Source organism: Thermoproteus uzoniensis 768-20 (assembly GCF_000193375.1).
Lineage (GTDB): Archaea > Thermoproteota > Thermoprotei > Thermoproteales > Thermoproteaceae > Thermoproteus > Thermoproteus uzoniensis_A.
In genome coordinates, this window is sequence record NC_015315.1 from 1,025,286 (window position 1) to 1,042,713 (window position 17,428).

The 17,428-nt window shown below is 60.5% G+C and carries 17 protein-coding genes and 1 tRNA gene; 8 read left to right on the forward strand and 10 right to left on the reverse strand.

Annotated features, from left to right (window positions below; all coding sequences use genetic code 11):
- Positions 1-2: 2 nt before the first annotated feature.
- The 5 genes from TUZN_RS05715 to TUZN_RS05735 form a co-directional block, all read right to left on the reverse strand.
- A complete protein-coding gene (locus TUZN_RS05715; protein WP_013680003.1) occupies positions 3-1,406 on the reverse strand; it encodes an ABC transporter permease in 1,404 nt (467 codons plus the stop codon).
- A gap of 2 nt (positions 1,407-1,408) precedes the next feature.
- Positions 1,409-2,464, reverse strand: a complete 1,056-nt coding sequence (locus TUZN_RS05720) for an ABC transporter permease (protein ID WP_237698194.1) — start codon at positions 2,462-2,464, stop codon at positions 1,409-1,411.
- 91 nt (positions 2,465-2,555) lie between these two features.
- Positions 2,556-5,183, reverse strand: coding sequence for an ABC transporter substrate-binding protein (locus TUZN_RS05725; protein ID WP_052886122.1), 2,628 nt, complete (start codon positions 5,181-5,183; stop codon positions 2,556-2,558).
- A gap of 18 nt (positions 5,184-5,201) precedes the next feature.
- Positions 5,202-5,702, reverse strand: coding sequence for a hypothetical protein (locus tag TUZN_RS05730; RefSeq protein WP_013680006.1), 501 nt, complete (start codon positions 5,700-5,702; stop codon positions 5,202-5,204).
- A gap of 242 nt (positions 5,703-5,944) precedes the next feature.
- Positions 5,945-6,068 (reverse strand) — tRNA-Ile (locus TUZN_RS05735).
- Between the two features lie 71 nt (positions 6,069-6,139).
- Between TUZN_RS05735 and TUZN_RS05740 the strand changes: the two genes are divergently transcribed.
- A complete protein-coding gene (locus tag TUZN_RS05740; RefSeq protein WP_013680007.1) occupies positions 6,140-7,747 on the forward strand; it encodes an SLC13 family permease in 1,608 nt (535 codons plus the stop codon).
- Here the strand turns inward: TUZN_RS05740 and TUZN_RS05745 are convergent.
- The 3 genes from TUZN_RS05745 to TUZN_RS05755 are packed head-to-tail and all read right to left on the reverse strand — an operon-like array spanning position 7,744 to position 9,348.
- Positions 7,744-8,532 carry a hypothetical protein gene (locus TUZN_RS05745; RefSeq protein WP_013680008.1) on the reverse strand — a complete coding sequence of 263 codons (789 nt, stop codon included), beginning with the start codon at positions 8,530-8,532 and terminating at the stop codon, positions 7,744-7,746. The genes TUZN_RS05740 and TUZN_RS05745 overlap by 4 nt on opposite strands.
- A 38-nt stretch (positions 8,533-8,570) precedes the next feature.
- On the reverse strand, positions 8,571-8,993 hold the full coding sequence (locus tag TUZN_RS05750; RefSeq protein ID WP_013680009.1) for a nucleotidyltransferase domain-containing protein: 423 nt from the start codon (positions 8,991-8,993) through the stop codon (positions 8,571-8,573).
- A gap of 4 nt (positions 8,994-8,997) precedes the next feature.
- Entirely contained in the window at positions 8,998-9,348 is a 351-nt protein-coding gene (locus TUZN_RS05755) for a HEPN domain-containing protein (protein WP_013680010.1), read from the reverse strand.
- Positions 9,349-9,426: 78 nt separating this feature from the next.
- On the opposite strand from TUZN_RS05755, the gene TUZN_RS05760 reads away from it, so the two are divergent.
- Complete coding sequence (locus tag TUZN_RS05760; protein ID WP_052886123.1) at positions 9,427-10,119, forward strand: DUF72 domain-containing protein; 693 nt, start codon at positions 9,427-9,429, stop codon at positions 10,117-10,119.
- A gap of 19 nt (positions 10,120-10,138) precedes the next feature.
- Positions 10,139-11,092: an aldo/keto reductase gene (locus TUZN_RS05765; protein WP_013680012.1), complete on the forward strand. Its 954-nt coding sequence runs from the start codon at positions 10,139-10,141 to the stop codon at positions 11,090-11,092.
- Positions 11,093-11,113: 21 nt separating this feature from the next.
- Here the strand turns inward: TUZN_RS05765 and argF are convergent, their stop codons facing one another.
- Positions 11,114-12,037: an ornithine carbamoyltransferase gene (gene argF / locus TUZN_RS05770; RefSeq protein ID WP_013680013.1), complete on the reverse strand. Its 924-nt coding sequence runs from the start codon at positions 12,035-12,037 to the stop codon at positions 11,114-11,116.
- A gap of 186 nt (positions 12,038-12,223) precedes the next feature.
- On the opposite strand from argF, the gene TUZN_RS05775 reads away from it, so the two are divergent.
- Genes TUZN_RS05775 through TUZN_RS05795 form a run of 5 tightly spaced genes read left to right on the forward strand, consistent with a single transcriptional unit; the run spans position 12,224 to position 16,604 of the window.
- Entirely contained in the window at positions 12,224-13,558 is a 1,335-nt protein-coding gene (locus tag TUZN_RS05775; RefSeq protein WP_052886124.1) for an ABC transporter substrate-binding protein, read from the forward strand.
- Positions 13,555-14,403, forward strand: coding sequence for a branched-chain amino acid ABC transporter permease (locus TUZN_RS05780; RefSeq protein WP_013680016.1), 849 nt, complete (start codon positions 13,555-13,557; stop codon positions 14,401-14,403). Before TUZN_RS05775 ends, TUZN_RS05780 begins: the two co-directional genes overlap by 4 nt.
- Positions 14,387-15,289: a branched-chain amino acid ABC transporter permease gene (locus TUZN_RS05785; protein WP_013680017.1), complete on the forward strand. Its 903-nt coding sequence runs from the start codon at positions 14,387-14,389 to the stop codon at positions 15,287-15,289. Before TUZN_RS05780 ends, TUZN_RS05785 begins: the two co-directional genes overlap by 17 nt.
- Complete coding sequence (locus tag TUZN_RS05790; RefSeq protein WP_013680018.1) at positions 15,256-15,933, forward strand: ABC transporter ATP-binding protein; 678 nt, start codon at positions 15,256-15,258, stop codon at positions 15,931-15,933. The genes TUZN_RS05785 and TUZN_RS05790 overlap by 34 nt, the downstream gene beginning before the upstream one ends.
- Complete coding sequence (locus tag TUZN_RS05795) at positions 15,930-16,604, forward strand: ABC transporter ATP-binding protein (RefSeq protein ID WP_013680019.1); 675 nt, start codon at positions 15,930-15,932, stop codon at positions 16,602-16,604. The genes TUZN_RS05790 and TUZN_RS05795 overlap by 4 nt, the downstream gene beginning before the upstream one ends.
- On the opposite strand, the gene TUZN_RS05800 is transcribed toward TUZN_RS05795, so the two are convergent.
- Positions 16,576-17,379, reverse strand: coding sequence for an eIF2B alpha/beta/delta subunit family protein (locus tag TUZN_RS05800; protein ID WP_013680020.1), 804 nt, complete (start codon positions 17,377-17,379; stop codon positions 16,576-16,578). The two genes, TUZN_RS05795 and TUZN_RS05800, sit on opposite strands and share 29 nt — an antisense overlap.
- Between the last annotated feature and the right edge of the window lie 49 nt (positions 17,380-17,428).

Consider the following 17,428-nt stretch of genomic DNA (forward strand, 5'->3'; position numbering starts at 1 on the left):
GGCTACGCGTGTCTAAGCCTCGGGTTGACCACGGGCTCGAGGCCCATGGCCACGAATATAAACGTCACGGCCACGAAGGTGATGAGGAGCCCGGGCGGCACGACCCACCACCAGTAGCCCGACGTCAACGCGCCGAACTCGTTGGCGTAGGCCAGTATGTTGCCCCAAGTCGGCAACTCGGCCCCGGCGAGGTTGAAGAAGTTTATGGCCGACAGCGTCAGTATGCCGCCGGGGACGTTGACGACGAACAGATATAGGGTGTAGGGCATCACCATGGGCAGTATGTGGTTCCTCAATATCCAGCCCTTGCCCGCGCCCGCGGCGAGAGCCGACTCGATGAACTGCGAATTCTTTATCTGCATGACCATGGCGCGGATCACGCGGGCCGAACCTCCCCAAGAGACCGCGGCGAGGAAGACTATGGCGTCCCATATAGACCACTGGAACATCACCGAGAAGATTATCAACAGAGGAAAGGCCGGGAACAATATGAAGAAGTCGGTCACTCTGGTAAGCACCTCGTCGGCAAAACCGCCGTAGAACGCTGAGACGACGCCTATCAGTATGGCCAAGACCACGACTATGGCGGCCGTGAGGAGGCCCACCGCCAGATCTATGGGGAAGCCGGCCAGCAAGCCGAGCCATAGGTCGTGGCCCAAGAAATCGGTGCCCATGAGCCCGTACGCGTCGCCCTCCAATACGACGCCTATATCCTTCCTGCTTATGTTGGCGGACGTGCCGAAGGCGTATATCGTTACCGTGAACTTATAGGGACCGTTCAGAGGTACGAACTTGCCGTCTTTCACCGTGTAGAACAGATAGGGTATCGCCGAGGAGCCTTGGGGAACCGCGTTGGCCACGCCGAAGTTGTTCTGGAAGAAGGCGTCGACTTGCGATATTATCTGCGAGCTCAGCCCAAATGCGTTGAATCTGCTCGATATTTGGTCGGGACCCAGCTGGACGGTCTTCCCATCGGGCCTCGTCACAGTGAGGTAGACGACCCAAGTGCCGTTGTACACGCTCGGCGTGTTGACCAACAAGAATAGATCCTTCCACGGCGTCTTGTAGACGTTGTCTACCGAGAACGATATGACGGCGTAGCGCACGCCCCCGCTAGATCCGCTAGTGAAGTTGTAGTTTGTAATCGTCAGCTGTGGGGCGTACTCATTACCGGTGAACGCGTTTATCCAAACCGGCGGGGCGTACTTCGGATTGGCTTGCCAATACGACGGAGTGTTCCACAGTTGCCCGAAGTTAGGCGGCAGAGCCACCAGCGAATATATTGAGAAGGCCACCATTATTGCGAAGAACGCCACGGCGATTTTGCCGGTGGTGGTGGCTATGAAGCCTCTCCATATCTCGCCGGGCGTCATCCCGAGTATTCTGAACTCTCTGCGGGCCGCCATGGCTACTCGCTCCTGATCCTTGGATCCAGTACTACGTACAGCACCTCGAGGACGAGGACTATGCCTATATATAGCAACGTGGAGGCGTAGGTCAGCGCAACTATGACCGGCATGTCGGGCGTAGGCGCGAAGATAGCTATGTTGTAGACGTATCCCAGGCCCCACCAGCGGAACACCGCCTCTGTTATGAGGAAGCCGCCGAATATTATGAACGGCAGAGTCAACAATATGCTGGTCAATATGGCGGGCGCCGCCGGTCTGAGTATATACCTGCTGGTTATCCTGCCGTCGGGCAACCCCTTAATCTTGGCGAACGTGACGAAGTCCTCCTGGGCGGTGTTGAGGGTCACGGTCCTGGCGAAGTAGGCCCAGCCGCCTATGTTCACTATGAGGACCGTGGCAAGCGGCAGGACGAAGTGCCATAGGAGATCGGCCAGCGCCTTGGGATTTGTCAAGACCGAGACCGGCGACGTGAACCACTCGGCATAGTACTGAGGGCTCAGTATGCCGCCTGCGGGGAAGTATATAGGCGATTTTATGGTGCTTAGATAGAAACTGAACACCAAGAGCAGAATGACGCCGACCCACCACTGGGGGAGCCCGTTGGATATAGCGCCGTAGTACATGACTGCGCGGTCGGTCCTACTGCCGTACTTCAGCGCAGACCTCAAGCCTATCTGTATCCCTATAAATGCACTAAGGAGGATGCCGAAGGTGTCCAGGAGGATGGTGCCGGGGAGGGCTGAGGCGATTATGTCGGAGACTCTGCCAGACGACACACCGTACTCGCTCGGGTATTCCGAATAGCCCCAGTTAAACGTCAACATATTGTATATTATGTAGAACACGCGTATGTAGACCGGCTTGTTCAGACCATACGCGTTGTACAGCTGTTGCACTATGGAGTTGTAGACTTGCTGGGCTTGTTGAGAGCTGACATGTCCCGATTTAAGGAGTTGCGAGACCAAAGCCCTCGCCTCTAGATTTATCTGGGTCTCTAACAATTTAGAGGCAGGACCTGCTAATGCATAAGATACTATGAAAAGGAGTACAAACATCAATATAACTAGGTTAACTGCCCTGATAGCCAGAGTCCTCAATAGACCCATAAAGAATATATAGAAAAGAGGGGGTTTTTATTTTATCGTCTCAGCGCCTTCTAATAGCCAGGACCGCGACCGCGATTATGAGTATGACCACTACCGCGACGAGAGCCCAGACCCAACCCGGCGTCGTAGCCACCGTCGTGGTGGCCACCGACGACGTGGTGACCGTGGCGACAGAGGACGTGGTGACCGTTACGGCGGTCACGACGGCCAGCGTGGCCGAGTACGTGGTGGGCACCGTCACCTTGTCCGTATAGATCATCATGTTAAGCGTGTAGACGCCCGGCACGGTCAAAGCGCTTGCCGGCAGAGTGAGCGTCAGCTGGCCGGGAGTCGAGGACGTCACGGTGCCGCTGTAGACTACCTGTCCCTGCGGGTTGGTGACGTACACATACGCCCTAGGCAATCCAACACCCTGCACAGTCACAGTTATTGTGTTAGATTGCCCAGCAACCAGCGTCGTGGGCGTCACGCTGACGACGGAGGCCAGCGGGTTGGACGGGACTGACGGCAGTGTGCCGTACAGCTCACTGTACCAGTAGCTGTAGCTGAACGGGTATCCGCTCCACAGCACGAGCACCGCCGACTGCGGCGTCACCGAGACGAGGGACTTGAGTATGTAGGGGCCGTTGCTTATGAAGAGGTGGCCGTACTGGTTGTAGAAGCTGAGGGCGTCCTGGTAGTCCTGTACGGCCTCCGTACTGTTCAACACACAGCCCAAGCCGGGCACGCAAGCCCAAGAGCCGTTATCCCAGATGAATCCGGTCTGGCTCCACTGCTGTAGGTATCCAGCCAATATCTTCGCGCTGTCGCTGGCAGTGAGGTCGGCAGTAGGTATCTTCATCGACTGGGCCTCGCTACTTGTCAGCGCCAGCTTGCCGTCCTTCATGGCCTGGAACATAGCCGCGTAGAGCTCCCACGGGATAGACCAGATATAGCCGGGCGCGTAGTACGAGCCCACTATGTTGGGGTCTGGGAACCAGTAGTTCGAGTACACCACCACGGTCCCGTTGGGGAAGAACTGCAACCCTACTACAGTGCTGGCGCTGGGCTGCAACGCGCCTTGGAGATCGCTGATCTGGGCAGCGTTGGCGCCCAGGTCGGGCGCTCCCTGCGCTAGGTCGAGATACCAGTACCAGTACATGAGGACGTCGGCCATGGTTATGGGCTGGCCGTCCTGCCAGTTGGTGCCGAGCCAAGTGCCGTTGTAGTAATACCTAATAACGGCCCTGGCCATCTTGCCGGGGCCTACCGTGACCCACTTGCCCAAAGTCGCGTTCCAGACTACCGCGTTGGGCGGCACGGGGTATATGGCCGAGCTGTTGGGGCTAAGCTGGACTGACCAAGCGCCTCTGAAGGGCATCGGCTCGCCCGAGAACGGGTCGTAGTAGGCAAACGGGTCGAACAGCCAGCCCTGCACCACGTCGGCCGTATAGGCGTCTACGCCCACTATCCACTGTATCGGGTTCCACGGATACTGCTTGACGTGGAGCATGCCGACTGTGAGGGTGGTCTTGCCAGGCACGTAGGCGAACTTCACGCCATAGGGCGTCTCGAGGCCCAACACAGACGGCATGAAGTTCCGTAAGTTGCTGGCTACCGGGTAGGCGGCGGCTCTAGCCACTTGCCACACCCTCACCGCCTCGGCGAAACAGTCCGAAAGCGCTATCTTGGACAATTGCTTGAACTGGTCGAGGCTGGTGAAGTTGCCTGTAGAGACCCACTGGGTTATTTTGTCTATAGTAGCGTTGCTGTACTGCCAGTAGCCGCTGGTGCCCCAGCCCGGCATGTTGCCCGACCACGAGGCGCAGAAGCTGGCGCCGGCGCCGGTGTCCCACGGCATAGGAGTTATGGACCAAGCCTCAGTGTATATCTGCCACTCCATGGAGGCGGGGTTGGAGCTGTAGACCGTGCTCAGCGCATCAGTCAACGTGCCGTATATGGGCTTTATGGTGAAGCCGAGCGACTGGAGAGCCTCGGAGAACATCAAGCCCATCTGGTAGCGGTAGGGGTCGTCGTTCCTTATGAAGAATATTATGGTGACGGGTTGCGGCGTGGTGGAGTTGGGCGGGATATAGTACCACTTGCCGTTAATCCAGAGTATTCTGCCGTGCCAGACGGGGTCGGTCTGGTTTATCTGTCTGAAGAGGGCCCATATAGAGGCGTTGACGTAGGTCGGGTCGTAGTGGATATTGTACTGCGACACGAACGGGACTATCAGTAGGTAGCTGTTGAGCGCAAACGGGCCGGGCCAAGCCACCATGGGCGTGGCCAAGCCGTGGAACACTTGCTGCACTATGGCGCTTCTGTGGACTAGGTAGTTCATCAAGAAGCGGAACTGCCTATAGGCGAAGGGGTTGAACGTCGTGTTGCTGGGGTAGGGGTTGAACAGAAGGTCGTACGCAGATATCATGCCGGGGCTCACGAACGTGACGTTGGGGTTCTGCTGTAACTGCGCCAGCACGTTTGTGGGCAGAGCCCACGGGTTGAGATACATGTCTATCTTCCCACTCTGGAAATAGAGCGCTACCTGGTCCTTAGGCACCTCCGTCACTGTTATTGTCTGGGGCATCGACGAGCTGGACGTCGTCTGGGCAGTCGAGAGATACGCCGACAGCACTAGTACGGCGGCCGCGAGGGCCGCCAGTACTATCACTTTCCGGGACGCCATGTCATTTCTTTCCCACGACTAGTATTTAACTATTGCTCTTTCAAGTTTCGCCGCCCCTTTAGTTTTATAGGTTATTTGATATAAATACCCCACAACCAAGAATGCGAACATAAGTATAAAGAGTATAACCATTATTACTGTTAATATTTTATTTATAATTGTTGTTTTTACACTTTTTATTGTTATAAAGATATTTTGAGAAGAATCGTTTATGTATATATATTTGACGAAGGAGAAGTTATAGACGGACTGCCCCGGCGGCGCCGCCAACGTGGCGTTGTTTATGAAAACCACGCCGTAGACTTCCTCCCCCACCGAGACCGGCACGTAAGCCGTCCCGCCGCCCGTGTTGTTTATGAAGAGCAGGACCAAGCCGCCGTCGGGCGTCACGTTGAGGGGTCTTACGGGCCCCGAGTAGTACGTCGTGACTGTGTAGGGGTTGAGGAGGAGGTAGAGGGCCAGCAGAGCCGCGCCGACGCCGAAGACGTAGGCCAGCCTCGTCAACAGCTCGGGCGACACTAGTCGACATGGGCACCCGTTAAAAGCTTAGCCGCCGCCAGCCCGCCTACGCTGGCGGTGATGGTCGGGAGGGGATTCTAGGCAAGCCGTATCGCCGCAATGCGCGATCGCGGAGCACAACTGATGACGAGACCCTGGATCGCGGCTTGTTTACCCTAGTCGCCTCTGGATATGGCGATCGGCAGTAGCGGGGCGAAGCCGTGTGTGGTCTATGGCGGCGAAACAATCTATAATAAGTATAGTGGGGCCGCCGGGATTTGAACCCGGGGCCTCCCGGCTACTCGGGCCGGGCGCCCTTTATGAGCCCTACGCGGGACTGGCCGGGACTGAGTCCCAGGGCGCTCTACCTAGCTAAGCTACGGCCCCTGACCCATTGAAACTGGGGCACATTTAAAGTTTACCGCGCGGTTTTTATTAGCAGGCGTCTGCTCGCCTATATGGACCTCCTTCCGTTTCTTGTGGCCGGCGTCGTGGTCGCCGTCGTCGCCGCGTCTATCCGCTATAGGCCCGACGTGCCGGCCTTCCTGGGGCTCCTCGCGCTGGTCGGCCTCGGCGTCTATAGGCTGGAGGAGGCCCTCTCTTTTCTCGTGAGCCCGGCCGTGGTCACCCTCTTCGGTGCCATGGCCATAGGCTACGTCATATCGGAGTCCGGGGCTATGGAGCTCGTGGGGAGCGCCATACTGTCGAGGGTGAGGAGCCTGCCCTTGGTGGCCCTCCTAATCTACCTCGCCGCCGGGCTCATGTCGGCATTCGTGTCGGACATAGCGGTAATGCTCGCCATGTCGGCTATGCTGTCCAACGCGGCCAGGAAGCTCAAGGCCCCGCCCGCCGCCTACGTCATACCGCTGTCGTTCGCCGTGGTGCTGGGCGGCAGAATCACCATGGTGGGGACGTCCGCCAACATAGTCCTCTTGGGCGACTACGCGGCGAACACGGGGGAGAGGCTGAGCATATTCGCCTTCACGCCCGAGCTCCTCGTCTCATACCTCATCACGGCGCCTCTCCTCGTCGCCGCGGCTCTGCTGATACAGAGATTCGCCAGGGGGATCGCCGCGCCCAGGAAGATGTTGGTCATGAGAGCTACCGTGGGCGAGTCCCTCGACGGCGCCGACAAGGGCGAGGTGGAGCGGAAGTTCGGCGTGCAGATCCTGGCGAGGGCCCGGACGCTCTCTAAGTTCAGCTCGGTGCTGATAAGGGGTCCCATAGACGAGCTCCCCTCCCTCCTGTCGTCCAAGGACCTCTCGGTGGAGCCGCTCGGCGAGAGGAAGAGCGACTACGTGGAGCTGTTGATAGTGACTCCCCGGTCGCGGCTGGTGGGGCGCAGCCTCTACTCAGAGCCCGTCCACGAGCTCTTCCCGGTGTCGGTCATCGGGCTTGTCCCCAGCGGCCGGGTGTACAGCCTCGAGACCTACGAGTTCAGGCCTGGCGACGAGATATTGGTGGCTGGGGACGAGAAGGCCATCGGCAGGCTCGCCTCGGCGTACGGGCTGGCGAGATCCAAGGAGCAGGTCAAGCTCTTCAGCCCGCGCCTGGCGGCCTCCGGCGTGGCCGGCCTGGCGGCGGCCGTGGCGCTGAGCGAGTTCCTCCCCACCGCCTTGGCCTTCATAGTGGGGGCCCTCGTCGCGCTTCTCGGCGGCGGGAGGCCGGTGGAGAGGCTGTACCAGGCCGTCTCGTGGGACGCCTTGATCTACGTGGGCTCCTTCATAGCCATAGGCCGGGCGGCGGCTGAGCTGGGCCTTCTGAGCCCTCTGACGCCCTATCTGTCGAGCCCGGCGGCCCTCTTCGCCGTCGGCCTCGCGCTGTCCAACACCGTAGGCGCGGTGCCCGCCGCCACGTTGCTGGGGCCGCTGATAGCCGAGAAGAGCGCCCTCCTAGCCCTCATCGCCTCAATCATGCCGCTCTTTCTGCCCTTCGCGCACCCCGCCGTCTACCTCGCCTACAGGCAGTCCGACATGCCGCTCAAGGACTACCTAAAGGCCTCTTCCCTCGGCCTCGCCGCCGCGGCGGCCGCCGCCTACATCGCCCTATTCCTCCTAAGGATTTAGCCGCCCAGCGCCTCCTGGATATTTCTCAGAAAGGCCTCCCGGTCGAAGTAGCCCAGCTTGTAGCCCACGAGCGTCAAGTTCGACAGGATGCTCTCTCTTACGTAGCGGCCGGGCGCTATCTCGAGGACCTGGCGAGTCGTCTGTTCCGCGACGAGCGGCACGCCTTGGGGAGATAGACAGACGGTCTCGGTCGTGTTCGTCCTAGTCGAGCCGGGCGGCGATTTAACGGCCCTCTCCACGTCGATGCTATAGCACTGGGCTACCTGGCCCAGAACTTGGCGCTGGCCTATATACGATATGTGGACTGTCTCGACGACGTAGTAATTGTCGTGGACGTACGTACTATTCCCTATGGCCAGAGAGCCCAGCGGGACGTATAGGTAGAAAAACTCGGGCGATCCAGGCCAGTTGCAGTTCGCGCCACGCGCCAGGCGGCCGTTTCGCTCTATCACGACCGCCGTACAGAGCCTCGATCCGTTTATCCAGATAGACATATTGATAGAGGGGATGGGGCCTCGTTGCGAGATCGGCCTAGAGGATGTGAATAGCTCACGCGCCGACGCGTTGAAGCTGTACTCCACCACATATCGCTGGAGCTCCAACGGGATCCCCGATTGATTCAACACAAACGTAGCGTTGTATACGAGGGTGGCCGAGCCGTTCTCGACGAGCCGGCTGGCCGCGCGTATGTAGCTGGGCCCCCTGCCGGAGCTGGACAAAGCGACGTAGAGCACGATGGCCGCCGCCAGCGCCGCAAGCGCCGCCGCGACCCATCTACCGGCCATACCTCCACCGATAGTCGAACATATAACCTTTCCGCAGATCAGCTCTCGGCGCGTCTCTGCGGCTCGCGGAACCACCCTCCGGCCCTCCTCACGAGCCCCCGCCTCCTCGCGTAGTCGAGGACCGCGGCTCTCAGCTCCTCAAACCTCGCCGCGTCGCCGCACAGGAGCTTCCCATCGGCCACCGCGTCGAGGATCACCATGGACCAGCCCAACACGTCCTCGAGCTTGTCTAGAGGGAGCCAGACGATTTGGCCGACCCCGCTCTGCTCCACCCGGTACTCGCCGCTCTCGACGACGGCCAGAAAGTCCCAATCGCTGAGCGGCGTGTGATCCCCCCTGGCGCGCGAGCCGAAGAGCGCGACGGCCACGGCCTTTCTGCAGAGCTCCTCCACGAGGTGCTGGGCGGCCTCCTCCCTCTCCCTCGACACCTCACGCAGAGCCTCCAGCCACCTCTCGAACATAGCCCTACACAGATTCCATACACCTCACCGCCTCCTCCGCCTCCCACCTCATGTACTCGTTGAGCCGGACGTCGGGATACCGGGCCTGCACGTAGTGGGACTCCAACGACCCGGCGCACCTCACCGCGTCCTCCGGGACCGGCTTGTCGAGCACCTTCGCCAGATAGGACAACAGCTCGGACACCGAATACGTCAAGGGCCGGGAGCCCGTCAGCCTTATCAGCACCCCCTTTAGGAGGAGCTCGGCGGCTTGCTGGGCGAGGAAGGCGGCCGAGTCGTACCGGCCCTTGGCCAGATCCTCCCTGGCGTACTCCCTATGCCTCGCCGCCTTCCTCGCCCAGATTTCGTGCGCCACGGAGAGATCACGCCCGGCAATAAAAAGAATTGCCGCCCCGGCGCCGGAAGCCTCAAATAGCTCGGCGCGTGGATCCGCGTGGAGGTGTTCGTTGGGACGAGCGGCTGGATGTACGGCTGGAACCCCGACTCGCTGGACTGGTACGTGTCTAGCTCGGGCCTCAACGCCGTGGAGCTCAACGCCTCCTTCTACCGGTTTCCCTCCAGGAGGCAGGTGGAGTCCTGGGCCAGGAAGGGCGGAGGCCTGCGGTGGGCCGTGAAGATACACCGGTACGTAACCCACGTGAAGAGGCTGAAGGAGGACTCCCTCGGCGCGTTCGGGAAGTTCAAGGAGCTCTTCGCGCCGCTCGACCCCTACATAGACTTCTACTTGGCCCAGCTCCCGCCCGGCTTCGACAAGAGGCGGGAGAACGTGGAGAGGCTCAAGAAATTCGCAGAGGCGTCGGGGCTCGGCCGGAGGCTCGCCGTGGAGTTCAGGCACGGGAGCTGGTTCTCCGAGGACACAGCCGCCTTATGCGAGGAGCTAGGTATAACCGCGGTGTCGGTCGACGAGCCGGGCGCCACCTGGATAGTGGAGATCAACGGCGTGGTGTACCTCCGCATGCACGGCAGATCTGCGTGGTACGCCCACGAGTACGCCGCCGAGGAGCTCGAGGAGGTGGCGGGGAGAATCCTCTCGCTGAGGCCCGAGAAGGTCTACGTCTTCTTCAACAACGACCACTGGATGTTGGAGAACGCCCGCGCCATGTTGCACCTACTGAGAAGAAATTAATAGATGGCTGATACGGGCCATGGACTACATAAAGTTGGGTAAAACCGACATGAAGGTTTCTAGGATAGGCCTAGGCGTGTGGCAGTTCGACGAATACGCCTGGGGGCCTATGGACTACGAGAGGGCCAAGTCCATAGTGGCGAGGGCCTACGAGCTCGGCATAAACTTCTTCGACACGGCGGCGGTCTACGGCAGGGGGAGGTCCGAGGAGTTCTTGGGGAGGGCGGTCAGAGAGCTGGGGCTGAGGGACAGAGTCTACATCGCCACGAAGATACCGGGCGACTGGCACAGAAGAGGCGACGTGTTCAAGTCTGTGGAGAACCAGAGGAGGAGGCTCGGCGTAGACGCGATAGACCTCATCCAGCTCCACTGGCCCTCTTGTTGGCACAACGTGCCCATATGCGAGACCATGAAGGCCCTCGAGGAGCTCGTCGACAGAGGCCTCGTGAGGTATATAGGGGTCAGCAACTACCCGCCCCAGCTGCTGGAGGCCGGCAGGTGGTGCCTCTCCAAGACCGACATAGCGACGAGCCAAAACCGCTACAATCTGCTGGAGAGAGACGCCGACAAGGAGCTCCTGCCCTATCTCAGGAGGAACGGGATAGCGCTCATAGCCTGGTCCCCGCTCGCCAAGGGCGCCGTCACCGGCAAATACACGGCCGACAATCTGCCTGCCTTCAACGACGTGAGGAGGAACGACCCGCTATTCCAGCCCGACAACTTGAGGACGGCGGAGCCCCTCATAGCCGAGGTGAAGAGGCTCGCGGCCAAATACGGCAAGACCCCCGCGCAGATCGCGCTCAACTGGATGATAAGGGACCCCATAATCTACCCGATACCGGGCGCCAAGACACCGGAGCAAGTCGCCGAGAACGCGGGGGCCGTCGGCTGGTCTCTGTCGGAGGCGGACTGGGCGGCGCTCGACAAGATAAGCAGAGAGGTCTCCGAGAAGATTAGCTACGTCACGTTCTAAGAGTCCTTTTTCCCCAACCCTCTAGGGCGTCACGGCGGCTAGGACGGCCTTCGCCGTGTGTAGTCTGTTCTCCGCCTGGTCCCACACCACGGATCTGGGGCCGTCTATGACGTCGTCTGTGACCTCCATGCCCCTATGCGCGGGCAGGCAGTGCATGAAGAGCGCCTGCGGGCCTGCCAGCTCCATGACGGACGCGTTCACCTGGTAGGGCCTCAGAAGCCTCTCCCTCTCCTCGGCCTCCTTCTCGAAGCCCATGGAGACCCAGACGTCGGTATACACCGCGTCGACGCCCTTGAGCTCCTCCAGCGAGTCGGTCTGGTACACCCGCGCGCCGGTCAGCCCGGCGTCCTCGGCCAGCCTCGACAAGTCGTTGCGCCACAGCTGTCTTGGGCCCACCAGCCTCACCTCCCAGCCCAGCTTGGAGCCTATCACCGCCAGGCTCGCCGCCACGTTGTTCCCCACGTCGCCCACAAACGCCACCTTCAGGCCGTTGAGGCGCCCCTTCTTCTCCCAGAGGGTCAACGCGTCGGCGAGAGACTGGAGCGGGTGGAACTTGTCCGACAAGAGGTTCAGCACGGGGACGTCCGCGTACTGGGCCAGCTCCTCCAACGTCTCGTGCTTGAACACTCTGGCGGCTATCACGTGGGCGTACCGCGATAGGGTCCTCGCCGTGTCGGGCACGGTCTCCCCTCTGCCCAGCTGGAGCTCCTGTGGGTTCGCGACTATGACGTTCATGCCGAGCTGGTACGCCGCGGCCGACGTGGAGACCCTCGTCCTCGTAGACGGCTTCTCGAATATCAGGACGGCCGTCTTGCCGAGGTGTATCGGCGTGTATACCTCCCCCGCGTGGTATCTGGCCTTGAACCCCTTGGCCATCTCCAGCAACGCGACGACCTCGTCCGGCCTGAACTCCATCAACGTGAGGACGTCCCTCCCCCGAAACATATAGCCGTATATAGCCTACATTATTATATATTGATGCAGAGGGCCAGGCGGGCGCGTTGCCCTTCCCCCGCCGTCGGCCGTAGGCGACTATCCTCACTAAATATATATCATTATACATATTTAAAATTATTTTAATTTCTATATAATTACATAAAAATCTTTAAATATAAACGAGGTTCTCGCCACATGGCGACAAGAAGGGATTTCTTAAAGATAGGAGCATCTCTCGTAGTCGGGCTCGGTGTGGGGTATGGGCTGGCATCGCTGTTTAGAGGGACTACAGTTCAAGGCGCAACGCCGTCGACAACCCTCGCCCTATCGACGACCTCGTCCACATCGTCGACATCCTCCACGACCGCGCCGACGAAGAAATCCACCTTTAAGCTCGCCGTAGTCAGCTTCGAGACAGGGCCCGCCTCCATCTTCGGCATACCCGCCATAAACGCGGCCAAGATGCTGGTGGAGCAGATAAACGCCAGCGGCGGCATACTGGGCGCCCGCGTAGAGCTTGACATACGGGATGAAAGCGGGGGGCCAGACAAGATGGTCACCTTGTACAGACAGCTGGTGGAGCAAGAGGGCGTCGACGCCTACATAGGGCTTATCTCGAGCGCCGACTGCCTCGCCGTCGCCCCCGTCGCCGAGGAGCTCGGGAGAGTGCTGACCGTCTTCTTCGACTGCGCGACCGTCCAGCTAGTCGACAACAAAATGATGAAGCGGGTTGTGTTCAGGCCGGCGGGGACCACCGTGACGGACGGCGTCGCGCTGGCGAGATACGTGGTGGAGACCATGCCAGATATAAAGACCGTGGCTGGATTGAACCAGGACTACGCCTACGGCCACGACGAGTGGAACGACTTCAAGGCGGCTCTCCTCGACCTCAAGCCCGACGTCCAGATAGTCGGCGAGTTCTTCACGCCTCTCTTCACCAGCGACTACTCGGCCCAGATATCCAAGATAATGAGCCTCAAGCCAGATCTGCTCCACACGTCGTTCTGGGGGCCCGATCTGGTCAACTTGATAAAGCAGGGGTCCGCCATGGGCCTCTTCAACTCGGTGAAGGTGGCCTTCGCCAGAGGCGAGTTCGGCTTGGGCTACGGCATGCCCGACGGCCAGCTCGTGGAGGGCCCCAACTACCACGCCTTCCCCAACCCGAGGTTCTATTGGATAAACAAAGACTTTATACAGAAATATCAGGCGTCTTTCGGCGAAGTGCCCACATACCCCGCATACCACATGGCCAACGCCGTGCTCGCCGTCAAGTACGCCTACGAGGTGGCGGCGGCTGTGGAGAACGTGGGGTGGCCGGACCTAAACGCCGTGGTGAAGGTCTTGGAAAACCTCGCCTACCCGACGCCGGGAGGATACGTCGTGATGACGCCGACCCACAACGCCATGTGCGGCGCCGTGGTGGGACAGTCCAAGGGCGGCAAGCTGGCTAACTTGAGATACTACGTGCCCGAGGAGACGAACCCGCCGCCGGGCGTCACGAGCGCAGATTGGCTTAAGGGGATAGCGTGATAGCCCTAATACTGCCCGTATTGATCTTCTGGATAGACCTGGTCCTCCTATCTATGGGGCTCGCCATAGTCTACGGCTCGTCGAAAATCCTCAACTTGGCCCACGGCTCATTCTTCGTCTTGGGCGGCTACCTCGCCTCCTACCTCGCCTCCGATCTGGGCCTAGTCGGCATTCCGCTGGCCGCGCTCGCCGCGCTCCCCCTCAGCGCGTTGTTCTACCTCTACATCAAGGCCTTCGCCAGGAGCGAGCTGGAGCAGATCGTCGCGACCTACGCCCTGCTCCTAATCATGGAGGGGGTGTTCGAATACGTCTTCGGGGTCGGCCTCTACACGTCGGCGACCCAGGCGGCCGGACTCGGCATGTTGGAGATCGCCGGAGCCCAGTTGCCGACGGCCTATCTAATAGGCGCGGCGGCCGCCGCGGCCGCGCTCGGCGGATTCGCCTACGTGCTGTACAGGACGAATTTCGGCGCCTACGCGCGTGCGGTCATAGACGATAGGGAGATGGCGGAATCGCTCGGCGTAAACACGAGACGCGCCGAGATCCTCCTGGTGCTGATAGGCGTCCTCTTCGCCGTTCTGGGCGGCGCCCTGGCCTCGATGTGGAGATCCTACGGGCTGGGGCTTGCCGCCGAGGTCCTCCCCTACGCCTTCGCCGTCATAGTGATAGGGGGTCTCGAAAATATATGGGGCGTCGCCGCGGCTTCGGCCATAGTCAGCGCCGTTAGGACTGTCGTGGTCTACGTATATCCGCGCCTCGAGCTCGTCGTGTTGTACATAGTCGTGTTGGCCGTGCTCGCGATAAGGCCCCAGGGCTTGTTCGCAAGACATGTCAGATCTATATAAAATTATCATTATATATACATTTGCTGTAATAATAGGTTTTCTACTAAGTAATTCATTTATTAAATATGAATTATCGTATGTATTAATTTGGAGCGCGGCGGCGTGGGCTACGGCCGTGCTTCTGGAGTACGGGCTGGTCAACTTCGGCATAGCCATGTACTACGCGCTGGGCGCCTACGCCGTCGCCCTCCTGTACAAGTACTGGGGAGTCACAGATTTCGCCTTGGGGATATCGGCCTCGGCCCTCGCCGGCGCCGCGTGGGGTCTCGTCGTGGGATACGCCCTCGGATCGTTGAGGGGAATATACTACTCCTTGGCAAACCTCTCGCTCTCCATGGTGATATACGGCGTCTTGGTCAAGTTCTACGACGTGACGGGAGGCAGCAACGGGCTCTACGTGCCGCGCCCGCAGGAGCTCTCCTACACGTTCAACGGAGATGCCCTATACTGGGTAGCCGCAACTGTAGCGGGCGCCCTCCTCGCGGCTATGTACCGCTTCCAGAGCTCGGACATGGGCAGAGTAGCCGAAGGGATACGCCTCAACGAGCTCAGAGTGAGGTCCCTCGGAGCGAGCCCGAGGCTCCATATAACCGCGGCCACCGCGGCCGCTGGCGCTGTCGCGGCCGTGGGCGGGGCGTTGATGGCCTACTTGACCAACATAGTCACTCCGGACTACTCCTACTGGACCGCCTCGGGCGAGATGGTAGTGGCGGCCTTAATCGGCCTGCTCGCGTCGAGGAGGTACGGCTTCCTTATCGGATCGGCGTTTTACCAAATAGTAAGGCTGTGGTCCTACCAGTTCACGTCCCCCGAGCTCGTCATAGGCCTCGCCCTACTATCTGCGTTGGCGGTATGGCGCCGGCGCTACTCCAGGCTAGCGGCTTGAGGAAGTCCTTCGGCGGAGTCAAGGCGCTCGACGGCGTGGATATAGAGGTGGCGAGCGGCGAGCGTGTGGCGGTGGTGGGCCCCAACGGCTCGGGGAAGACCACCTTGATAAACGCGATCACAGGCTTCGTGAAGCTCGACGGGGGCGCCATAAGGCTGGAGGGCCGAGATATAACCCGCCTGCCGCCCGAGAAGAGAGTCAAGCTTGGTATAGCCAGATCTTTCCAACTGCCCAGCCTGTTCTGGGGCTTGACGGTCTACGAGAACGCCCTAATAGCGTCGTCCGCGGCAGGCCTGCGCGATGGGGCTAGAGAGGTCTTGGAGGAGTTCGGCTTGTGGGACAAGAGGCATTTAAGGGTGGAGGAGCTGTCCGAGGGCGACAAGAAGCTTCTGGATATAGCCCTCGCCATGGCCGCAAGGCCTAAGCTTCTGCTCTTGGACGAGCCCACGAGCTCCGTCGCGGCGGAGGATAAACATAGGCTCATGGAGAGACTCGTCGATATAATTAAGTCGAGGACAACCGTGGTGTTCGTGGAGCACGATATAGAGATCGTGGAGGCCTACGCGACTAGGGTGGTGGTCATGGCGCAGGGCAGAGTGGTCGCGACCGTGAAGCCCGAAGAGGTGAGGGCCGTCTCGCTATGATGAGGGCCGCAGATATCAGGGTGTCTATACGCGGCTCTGAGATCTTGAGAGGGGTGTCCTTCGAGATCCCTAGGGGCGGCTCCGTCGCCTTGGTGGGGCCCAACGGGGCCGGCAAGACCACCACGATCAAGGCGTTGATGGGGCTCGTGGAGTACAGAGGGCGCGTGGAGCTCGACGGAGTTAGCTTGGACGGACTCAAGCCCCACGAGAGGGCCAAGGCGGGCGTGGGGTACTCGCCGGAGGACAGAAGGCTGTTTCCGCGTCTCACCGTGCGCGAGAACCTCACGTTGCCGGTGACCTCCCTAGGGCTGAGCGCCGAGAGGCTCGAGCTCGTGCTCTCGCTCATGCCCGTGTTGAGAGGCCTCATGGACCGCAACGCCGCTTCCCTATCGGGCGGACAGCAGAAGCTGGTCGCCTTGGCCAGAGCCCTAATCGTCGGGACTAAGGTGGTGCTCCTCGACGAGATCTTCGAGGGGCTTTCGCCGAAGATGAGAGACGACGTGGCTCTGATAATCCGGGAGTACGTGAGGACCACGGGGGCCTCGACGCTTCTCGCCGAGTCCAACGAGAGCTACGTGAAGTGGGCCGACGCGACGGTTTATATAGATAGGGGGAGAGTTGTGGGAGGAAGCGGCGGAGCGCCTAGCCGAGCCCCAGCGCCTTCTCGATAACGGCCCAGGCCCTCTCGGCGAGCTCGCCGCCCGGCCTCTCGAAGACGCCTAGGTCGGTCGCCGCCACGTCTATTAACGACGACTTGAACTTGTCGAACAGGGGGATCTCGGCCCTCCTGCCGAGGACCTCCGCAACTACTCTGTAGGGCTCGGGGCTGGGCAACGGCGCCGCCTTGTAGCTCTCGAACACGGCAATGGACGCGGCCCCGACCGCCCTCGCCGTGGCCAGCAACGGGAGGGTACCCACCTTGTTGAAGGCGTAGCCGTCCGCGTACAGCCCGTCGAGGCCGAAGACAGCGTAGTCGAAACGGACAGACCCCATGGCGGAGTCGGGTATCGGTACCACGTCTACGTGCCTGCCGTACTCCTCGACGGCCGCCGCGGCCTCCTCGCCGGGCCTCGACTCCAGCAGGTAGAGCCGCCGGATGCAGCCCCTCCTGACCGCGACGAAGTCGGCTACGGCCCTCGAGAAGCTTATCGTGACGAAGTCGGCGGGGCACTTAAGGCCGAGGCCTGCCGCGGTCGACCTCAGAGCCTCTTGGGCCCGCTCGGCGTAGCCGAGGAGCCCCTCGACGGCTCGCCTCAGCTCAACGCCGCGCCTTCTGGCCGTCTCAACGACTAAGGCGATTAGGTCCAGAGGCGCCATGCCCGGCCTCACCCGCCTCAGCTCCTCGACGGCTTTCTCCGGCGACTCGGCCTCGGCCAAGATCCTCAAGGCCTCTCTCAGATACCAGGAGGCGCCCCTCACTCTTTCCGACCTCAATAGGTCTAGCACGGAAGGACGAGACCCTCTCAATAAAGCTTGCGGCCTAATACACCTTTCT